An 8,055-nucleotide genomic window follows, 5' to 3' on the forward strand; every position below is an offset into this window, starting at 1 on the left:
TATCGAGTCACTGATCGCCGAATGAAAAGAACCGTCAGTGGCCCTGATCAAATCCCGCCTTGCCGAGCCGTTACCCATGCCGCTCATTATCAAGGCGCTGCAAGCCTGGAAGAAAAATGCCAAAGTTCCCAAGATAGAAAAAAGCGCTCCCCCTTTAAGCCAGGAGGAACGTATCAAGCAGTTGGAAGAGCAGGTCGCGGCTCTGACGACAAGAATCGAGCAACTGGAACAACACTAGCCTTCCTTCTTTCAACATTGCAAGAAGAATCAATCTAAAGTCAGGGCACATTCAATGCCCTGACTTTGTTATACGCCTTCGCGCTTATTGAAAGTCCCAGGAAAGGTTGGAGACGATTCGGCATTCATCGCATTTAAAATGAAAAATCCCGTGCAGGGGCTCTTCAAGATGCCATTCCCCGCCACATTTCGGACAAGGGCGCGTTTTCTCGTCATTCAGGCTCAGTCCGCCAACTTGATATTGGTAGTAGTAAGTCGGGATCTTGGTTATATATTCAATACGGCCACGCAAATCCCACCCGCGTCTGAACAAGTCACTATCAACATCACGGATCTCATGCAGCGCAGCATGTTCAGCCTGACAACCACCGGCCATTTGAATTTCGTCGCAGGCCTGCCATTCAGTCTGCCACTTCACTACGGCTTTATGATCGCCGTTGAGCGTCGGGGCTATCCGATACAGCGGAATCGGCATCAGGGTTTCACCACATCGAAGCGGCGAACAGGTATGAACATAGGTTGTATAAATAACCTGCCAGGAAGGTGCGAAATTCTCAGCAGCAGCTTCGGAGTTTATATCCCGTCCCAGTACTTTGACTTTGGGCGTAAGCAAGCTGGCCTGGCTCAGACGTTTAATACAGGCCTTCACATGGTCACTGTGGAACTGGGGATGCATGCTATCTTGCTCCGGACAGACAACACGTACCCGAAACACCCCCTCATCCATCACAATAGGGAATTCACGTCCCAATACCTGACCGTTGTAGCGCAGGGCATCCAGCAGGCCATTCACCGCCATATCCACCGCAGAGACGGTCGTATTGTCAAAACACTCGAATTGCAACTCAACAACGAACATAAATCAGCACTCTCTTACAACCGGTTCTAACTGCTGCAGGAAGGTTTCGACATCTGCCGCCAATACATCACGAGTCGTCTTGCCCAGGGTTTCCAAAATCACCTGTCCGGTCAGGTTGCAGATAGAGATCACCTGTTCCTCCGCCTCCAGCGCACCGATAAAGACCGTCGGTTTGAGTTTCAGGCGGCGCTGCATAACCAGATGGCCCAAAATATTCTCCTGCAAGCGCAGGCTGTCGTCTTCGCTAAATACCTGTAACAGGTCAAACTCCAGCTCACGGAACCGGGCGGCCATGTCGCCGCTGAACTGTGCGCCGTAAAAAACACTGATATCTTCGTGGAGGCGAAGCTCTATCCCTTTTTCAACCCCGGATAGATCCCCCATCGGCTCGCGCGCGACAGGTTTCCAGGTCACTTCATAACCAGAATCGTTTTCAACACATGGCGACTCCAGCCCTACCAAATCCTCGCTCCGGGGAAAACCTTGACCGGCATCACGCCAAGCCTGCAAAAAACGGGACGAAAAGTCAGATAAAGCGACCGCAACAGGATGATTCATTCGCAACCTCATTAAAGATTAAGTACACTTCGCATATTCTAATCCAAGTGTGTCCAGGACAGTATGAGCAAATATAAAGACGCTAAAGAATTAGCAGGCTTAACACTCGGTCAGAGCACCGAGTACAAAGATCAGTATGACCCATCGTTACTTCAGCCGGTACCACGAAGCCTAAACCGCGACGATTTAGCGCTGGGAGACAACCTGCCATTTACCGGCTATGACATCTGGACACTGTATGAGCTCTCCTGGCTCAATAGCAAAGGCTTGCCGCAAGTCGCTATCGGTGAAGTCCGCCTTCCGGCATCCAGCCCGAACCTGATCGAGTCCAAATCATTCAAGCTCTATCTCAATAGCTTCAACCAAACCCGATTTGCCAGCTGGCAAGACATCGCAGATACCCTGCAAAAAGATCTCACTGCCTGCGCCGGTGCCGACGTCGATGTCACCGTCCAGCCGCTGGAAGACTTCGATAACCAGCCGATTGTCAACTTCACCGGTGAGTGTATCGATAACCAGGATATCGAGATTGCCGACTACGAGTTCAATCCAGACTATCTGGAAGGCGCTGCCGAGGGCGACATTGTCAGCGAAGAGCTGAACAGCCACCTGCTCAAATCCAACTGCCTGATCACCAGCCAGCCGGACTGGGGTAGCGTGAGAATTTCGTACAAGGGCAAAAAGATCAATCGCGAAAAGCTACTTCGTTACCTGGTCTCTTTCCGTAACCATAACGAGTTTCACGAGCAGTGTGTCGAGCGTATCTTCACCGACCTGATGAAATACTGCCAGCCGGAGCTGCTGACGGTTTACGCCCGCTACACCCGCCGCGGCGGTCTGGATATCAACCCATACCGAACCAACCAGGGCAAAACGCCGAGCAACAACTTCCGCCTCGCTCGCCAGTAACCCCGCCTAGATAGAATAAGTCCAGCAAAAACGTGTACTTTGCTGGACTTGATTCTCCAAGCCAGTAATATTAAGACCTACTGTTTTTTTGGGTTTAAGAATAAGTATGTGTCTGAGCCGTTGGCTGGTAGGACTGCTGGTGATCCTAGCGACGTCCTTTACTGCAAATGCGAAAATTTATACCACGCCAATTTTGGCTGATGCCAATGAGCTGCTTCAAACCAGCCCGGACAAATCCCTTGAGATGACCACCCGCTATCTCGACCAACGCCGCCTCAGCGATCCCAAAGAACTGTCCCGTGTTCATGTCAATGACGAAACCGATCATACCGTCCGGACCCCTTTGAACACCATCAACGCCTTGCAAATTCAGGCCAGGGCCTTTTCGCTTCTCAACCAGCCTGAAGAGGCGATCAACACCGTCAAGAAAGCAGAAAAGCTGGCAGCTGAAAACGATCTGTCTTTTACCACCCTTGAAACCCGGCTGATCCACGCACAAATTTACTGGGATAACCTGAAAAACAGTGCCACGGCACTGAGTATGCTGGATCAGGTCGATAAAGAGATCGAACAGTCCAAAGCCCTTCAGCTCACCAAGCAAGTCAAGATACTGCAGTATCAGTCGCTGCTGCAACGAGCGATTATTGAGTCCCACCTCGACAATGAGAACAAGGCCGAAAAATTATTTATCAAGGCCAAGCGCTACCTAATGAGCCTCGAGGACAGCAGCGAGGTCATTAACTACCAGCTGACGATCGGACACCATTATCTCGAGCACCGCCACTTCGATCTGGCCCTCGACCGACTGCTGGGTGGCTACTGGCTGGCCGTCGAACAGGAAGATAGCGCCAAGGTTGCTCTAGCCAATTTCGAGCTCGCCAATCTTTTTGAGCAACGCAAGGTCTTTGACAAGGCCCTTGAGCACGCCACCCAGGCCGGTGAGTTTTTCGAGCACTTCAACCAGACACTGCCGCTGGCAAAAACCCTGGCTCTTATCGCGTCTATCTACGAGCAACAGGGACGGTTCAATCTTGCCCTTGTCCACTACTTCAACGCCCTGGATCAGGAAAACCAGCTCAAACATGATATCCGCTCGGCCCGGCTGCGCCTGAATATTGCCCGGGTATATCTGCAGCTCTATAACTACCCCAAAGCCGAGCAGTACCTGCAACATACCCGCCAGTTGGCCACCCTGAGCAACAACGAGGCGATCCAGGCCGAGGCGCAGATCCTGCAAGGCAAGCTGGAACTGGCAGAAGGCCGGACCGAAAAAGCCGTTTCAACCCTGCAGTCGGGATTGATCGCCGCCAGCAGACTTGGCGATCTGGATTTGCAGTTAATGGGCGAAACTGTGCTCTCGGCGGCGTTTGAGCAACAAAATGACTATTACAATGCCCTGCTCAGCCAGCGACGCTATGAACAGCTGTTTTCGAGCAAGCAGGAAGATCAGGTCAAAAGTAATGTCGAGGTCTTCAAGCAACAGCAGCGTATGCTGGAGCGATCGCTACAGCTGGAAGAAATGGAACGGCAACAGTTCGAAAGCGAGAAAGCCCTGTACAAACAGAAAAATGTCACCATTTTCTTGCTCAGCTTTATTCTGGTTATCCTGATTGTTCTGCTGCGCCGCCATCGCGTTGCCAAGCAACTGCAAACTCGCCTGATGCGCCTGCGGACCGAGTTTTATACCCACCCGAGAAGCGGATTGCGCAACCTGCGCATGCTTACCGCCCGCCTGCCTAACTCCCTGCAGCAAAGCAGTGCCAACTTTGAACAGTGGCACCTGGGTGAAATCATCAACGAGCCGCTTAGCGACAGGCTGCGTTTTGCCCTGTTCGAGGTGCCTTTCCTCAAGCACATTTATCTTGAGCATGGTTACCAGAAAGGGCTGGAAATCGAGCGCCAGTTCGGTGAATACCTCAAGGAGCAGGTCTGCGAACCGGCACGTCTGTATCACTTCTCCGATGCCATGTTCTTGTATATCGAGCCGAATTCGCGTCTTGATACCGCACCGGACCAGCTGGCAGGGTCTATCCAGCAGTTAATCGATAACTTTCTGGGCAATCGCCAAATCGACAACCGGGTACGTATCGGCATGGCGGAATACCCCTTCCTGCCCAGAGCCTATACGGCAATTAACGACCATGAGCTGCTGGATATTCTGCTCATGGCTGCTAATGCCGCCCGCCTGATCAGTAAAAAAGAGCCCGGCAGTCAATGGGTTCATCTCAGTGCAATCGATGCAGCGCCGGCAGCCAGCTTTGCCAGTGACAATATCCGCAAAGCCTGTTTGCAGGGCATTGACAATGGGTTAGTCAAAGTACAGAGCTCGTCGGCCTACGATATCATCTGGAATAATGATCACGATTCTGACAAAAATATCATTTAGACTGCTGCAGTTATCCGCCAATTCGCCGATAACAATGAATTGTTCGACCTTTTTTGCTAGCATATTTCGTCGCCCGAAAGCTAACCTGCTGATAAGAAAGGGCCCCATCTGAAAGGTAATTTTTCAACAACGTGACTGATATAAACGCCGTAGTCTCTGAAGTGAGTAAATTGAGACTACGTTTGGACCAAGCTCAATTATCCTATCGCGATGCTTCTCTGAAGTCTCGTCGCGAAATAGTGATACTCAAGCGTTTGATCAGTCGTTTATCTGTTGCCTGTCGCGGGCTCGATAGCGAGCTCGACCACAAGCTTGCCGAGTTGCGTTCCGAGCTGGAACAACACAAGGATGTCAGCAAACTTATTCCCCGCTTAGCGATTATTGAGCGCCTTGTCACTCGCCAGGCCAACTTTACCGAAAAAGAAACCCAGCGACTCGAACAACAGATTGGGCAAAGCGGCGAAACCCTGAAACGTGTGCACGGCTTGCCTGCCCAGCTAAAAAGGGAACTGCGTAACTTGCTCGGCCAGCCATCTGAGACACTGGCCCAGACCCACAAGCAGGTCATCCGTATTTTGGAGCTGTACGAGCGCGCGCTCAAGCTCATGGCCGTGTCCAGTGAAGCCATGGTGATGAAAGACAGTTTGGATCATGATCTGCTGTTGCAACTGACCAGCGAGCTACAGCGTCTGATCACCGAGCTCGACTTTGATGGCGAGGCCGGTGACAAGCTGTTGAGTATTCGCAACCAGCTTCTGATCGGTGCAACGCCACAAAACCTGATTGAACTGTCTCTGGAAGTCTTGCGCCTGGTCCTTGACGGAACACGCCAGGAACGTCGTTCATCCCAGCAGTTTCTCGACGGTGTAAACAGCGACCTGGCAACGCTGCAAAAAACCACCAACCAGAGTGTCGGCCAAAGCGAGGCAATCTACGAGCACCGCAGCGAAATGACCTCCGAGCTGGCCGATTTAGCTACCTCGATTCGCCAGGGACTCAGCGAGCAGAAGAACCTGGAGCACTGGCGGCCGACGCTGACCGATCTTACCAAGGAACTGCTAGTATTGGCCGAGCGCAACAAGGCCCTCGAGAAACGCGAGAGAGCACTGATCGAGCAGCTGGGCTTTAACGAAAACAAAATCAATAACCTCTTCGAGCAGACTCAGGACTTCCGTCGCCGGCTCAATGATCAGGAACGGAAGATGTTCCTTGATAACCTTACCCGGGTTTACAATCGCGCCGCCCTGAACGATCGCCTTGAGCATGAGTACCGTCGCTGGCTACGCTATCAGCACCCGGTCTGTGTGGCGATGATCGACATTGACCACTTTAAAGAGATCAATGATAGCTACGGCCATCTTGCCGGTGATAAAGTCCTGAAGATCATTGCCCGAACCATTCGCCAGACGCTGACAGATACCGACTTTATCGCCCGCTTCGGTGACGACGAGTTTATGATCATTCTCCCTGATACCAACGAGGAAGAGCGTAACAAGTGTCTCAGCAAAATCCGCGAGACCATTGCCCAGCTACCATTCCGTTTCCGGGATCAAAATGTCTCTATCAGCGTCTCCATCGGTGCCACCCTGTTCGACGGCAATGACACCCCGACTGACATTATCGAACGGACCGACAAGGCGCTGTTCAGTGCCAAAAGTACCGGCCGTAACCGCATGCTATGGATCTCCTAGCCCTTTATAACTAAAAACTTACATCCAACCAACATCTGTCACATCAATTTCTGGTCAAATCGAGCATCCCTGTGTATGGTGAAATAACAGACTGATTTTTAAGGAACATACGCAACAATGTGAGTGCCTTAAAAACACCTCTGAGATTTTCTCTCTCCGGCTCTGCTTACTTACTCTTCCAAAATAATTAGAACAGCGTGAGTAAAGCCGTTTCATCGTGACCAGGGAGGTAACCATGATTACTCATATCAGTCCCGTCGGTGCCATGGATCTACTCTCACAGCTGGAAGTAGACCGCCTGAAGGCAACGGCATCCAGTGAGCTGTACCGCTTGTATCGCAACTGTTCGCTGGCCGTACTCAACTCAGGTAGCCATACCGACAACTCGAAGGAGCTTCTGGAGAAGCACAAAAGCTTTGATGTCAACGTCATGCGTAGGGAGCGCGGGATCAAACTCGAACTGATGAACCCGCCCGAGCATGCCTTTGTCGACGGCCGGATCATTCGCGGTATTCAGGAACATATGTTCGCGGTACTGCGGGATATCGTCTACGTCAATATGCACGTCAAACAACGCAATGACATCAACCTGACCAGCGCACCACACATCACCAACTTTGTCTTCAGTGTACTGCGCAATGCCCAGACCGTCCGCTCCGGTGAAGATCCTAATATCGTCGTCTGCTGGGGCGGACACTCGATCAATCCGGTAGAGTATCAATACACCCGCGAAGTCGGCCATGAACTGGGGCTGCGCGAGCTCAACATCTGTACCGGCTGTGGCCCGGGAGCCATGGAAGGACCGATGAAAGGGGCCGCTATCGGTCACGCCAAGCAGCGCTATTCTCAAAGCCGCTTTATTGGCCTGACCGAGCCGTCAATCATTGCCGCCGAGCCGCCGAACCCGATTGTAAACGAACTGGTGATCCTGCCAGATATCGAAAAACGTCTGGAGGCCTTCGTCCGGGCCGGCCACGGTATTGTCATCTTCCCGGGCGGCGCAGGTACTGCCGAGGAGCTGCTCTATATCCTGGGGATCCTGATGCACCCAGAAAATGCCAGCCAGCCGATGCCGCTGGTACTGACCGGTCCAAAAGAGAGCGAACCGTACTTCCGCACCCTTGATAGCTTCATCAAGGACACCCTTGGCGAAGCCGCGACCAAGCATTACGAAATCATCATTGATGATCCGGCAAAGGTTGCCCGGGTAATGAAGGCCGCAATGCCGCTGATCAAAGAGCAGCGTCTGGCAACTGGTGATGCCTACAGTTATAACTGGTCGCTCAAGATCCCGCCGGAGTTCCAGCTGCCGTTCGAGCCGACCCATGAGTCGATGGCAAGCCTCGATCTGCACATGAACCAGCGTCCTGAGCATCTGGCAGCCCATTTACGCCGTGCGTTTTCTGGCATCGTCG

Annotated in this window: 6 protein-coding genes and 1 pseudogene; 5 read left to right on the forward strand and 2 right to left on the reverse strand. The window is 52.2% G+C overall.

Features of this window, described 5'->3' with window-relative positions; genetic code table 11:
- Nucleotide 1: 1 nt before the first annotated feature.
- A pseudogene (locus MHN01_RS09715) lies at nucleotides 2–238 on the forward strand (hypothetical protein).
- 84 nt (nucleotides 239–322) lie between these two features.
- On the opposite strand, the gene MHN01_RS09720 reads toward MHN01_RS09715, so the two are convergent.
- Both MHN01_RS09720 and syd read right to left on the reverse strand, forming a co-directional pair.
- A complete protein-coding gene (locus tag MHN01_RS09720; RefSeq protein ID WP_239411169.1) occupies nucleotides 323–1,096 on the reverse strand; it encodes a Zn-ribbon-containing protein in 774 nt (257 codons plus the stop codon).
- 3 nt (nucleotides 1,097–1,099) lie between these two features.
- Nucleotides 1,100–1,654: a SecY-interacting protein gene (gene syd / locus MHN01_RS09725; RefSeq protein WP_239411170.1), complete on the reverse strand. Its 555-nt coding sequence runs from the start codon at nucleotides 1,652–1,654 to the stop codon at nucleotides 1,100–1,102.
- 63 nt (nucleotides 1,655–1,717) lie between these two features.
- Here syd and queF point away from each other — a divergent pair, with 63 nt between their 5' ends.
- The 4 genes from queF to ppnN form a co-directional block, all read left to right on the forward strand.
- On the forward strand, nucleotides 1,718–2,563 hold the full coding sequence (gene queF / locus MHN01_RS09730) for an NADPH-dependent 7-cyano-7-deazaguanine reductase QueF (RefSeq protein WP_239411171.1): 846 nt from the start codon (nucleotides 1,718–1,720) through the stop codon (nucleotides 2,561–2,563).
- 106 nt (nucleotides 2,564–2,669) lie between these two features.
- A complete protein-coding gene (locus MHN01_RS09735) occupies nucleotides 2,670–4,949 on the forward strand; it encodes a tetratricopeptide repeat protein (protein WP_239411172.1) in 2,280 nt (759 codons plus the stop codon).
- 131 nt (nucleotides 4,950–5,080) lie between these two features.
- On the forward strand, nucleotides 5,081–6,640 hold the full coding sequence (locus MHN01_RS09740) for a GGDEF domain-containing protein (RefSeq protein WP_239411173.1): 1,560 nt from the start codon (nucleotides 5,081–5,083) through the stop codon (nucleotides 6,638–6,640).
- A gap of 235 nt (nucleotides 6,641–6,875) precedes the next feature.
- A partial coding sequence (gene ppnN / locus MHN01_RS09745; protein ID WP_239411174.1) for a nucleotide 5'-monophosphate nucleosidase PpnN occupies nucleotides 6,876–8,055 on the forward strand: 1,180 nt, incomplete at its 3' end.

Origin of the sequence: Photobacterium sp. OFAV2-7 (assembly GCF_022347985.1) — a bacterium.
Lineage (GTDB): Bacteria > Pseudomonadota > Gammaproteobacteria > Enterobacterales > Vibrionaceae > Photobacterium.